1 protein-coding gene is annotated in these 282 nt (G+C 25.5%); it reads left to right on the plus strand.

Going from position 1 to position 282, the window contains the following annotated elements; translation table 11 throughout:
* Positions 1-235: hypothetical protein (locus tag ACR6JA_RS22285; RefSeq protein ID WP_494599580.1), on the plus strand; the 235-nt coding region annotated here is incomplete at its 5' end.
* Between the last annotated feature and the right edge of the window lie 47 nt (positions 236-282).

Below are 282 nucleotides of genomic sequence, written 5' to 3' on the forward strand. Positions count from 1 at the left end.
ACCCCAAACCCAAAAAAAAAAAAACACCAAACAAAAAAAAACACAACCCAACAACAACAAAAAAAAAAACCCCCGTAAAAAAAAAAAAAAAATTTGTATAAACACACGGGATTTGACGCGGTTAATTAAAAAAAAAAAAATTTTAAAAAACCAAAAAATAAAAAAAAACACCCCGAAAAAAAAAAAAAACCGAAGTGGCCGCCCCCCGAAAACACAAAAAAAACAAAAAACATAAAACCAACAAAACAATTAAAAAAAATAGAGTAAAAAAAAAAAAAAAAA

The organism is Cedecea sp. B1(4) (assembly GCF_059414925.1).